This is a genomic window from Flavobacterium zhairuonense, assembly GCF_004352915.1.
Lineage (GTDB): Bacteria > Bacteroidota > Bacteroidia > Flavobacteriales > Flavobacteriaceae > Flavobacterium > Flavobacterium zhairuonense.
Window position 1 is genome coordinate 1 of record NZ_SJSY01000008.1, and the last position, 229, is coordinate 229.

Annotated in this window: 1 protein-coding gene; it reads left to right on the forward strand. The window is 48.5% G+C overall.

The window, feature by feature from the left end:
• The coding region (locus EYY60_RS22110) for a hypothetical protein (protein WP_162847807.1) at window positions 1–229 on the forward strand (229 nt) is incomplete at both ends.

Here is a 229-nt window from a genome sequence, read left to right on the forward strand (position 1 = left end):
CACAACAGCTCCTACTTGGAATACCCAGGCTGGTTCTTTAGATGTGACTTTGGAATGCAGCGATGCTTCAGGTCTTGCCATAGCCCAGGCCCAATTCCCTACTGCTTCTGACTTATGCGATGCTGATGTTTCAAACATCACCAAAACAAGCGGACAGTTCGTGGCTTCCCAAGGATGCGGAAACGCTGGAACATACACCAACACTTGGACAGTTAAAGATGATTGCGGA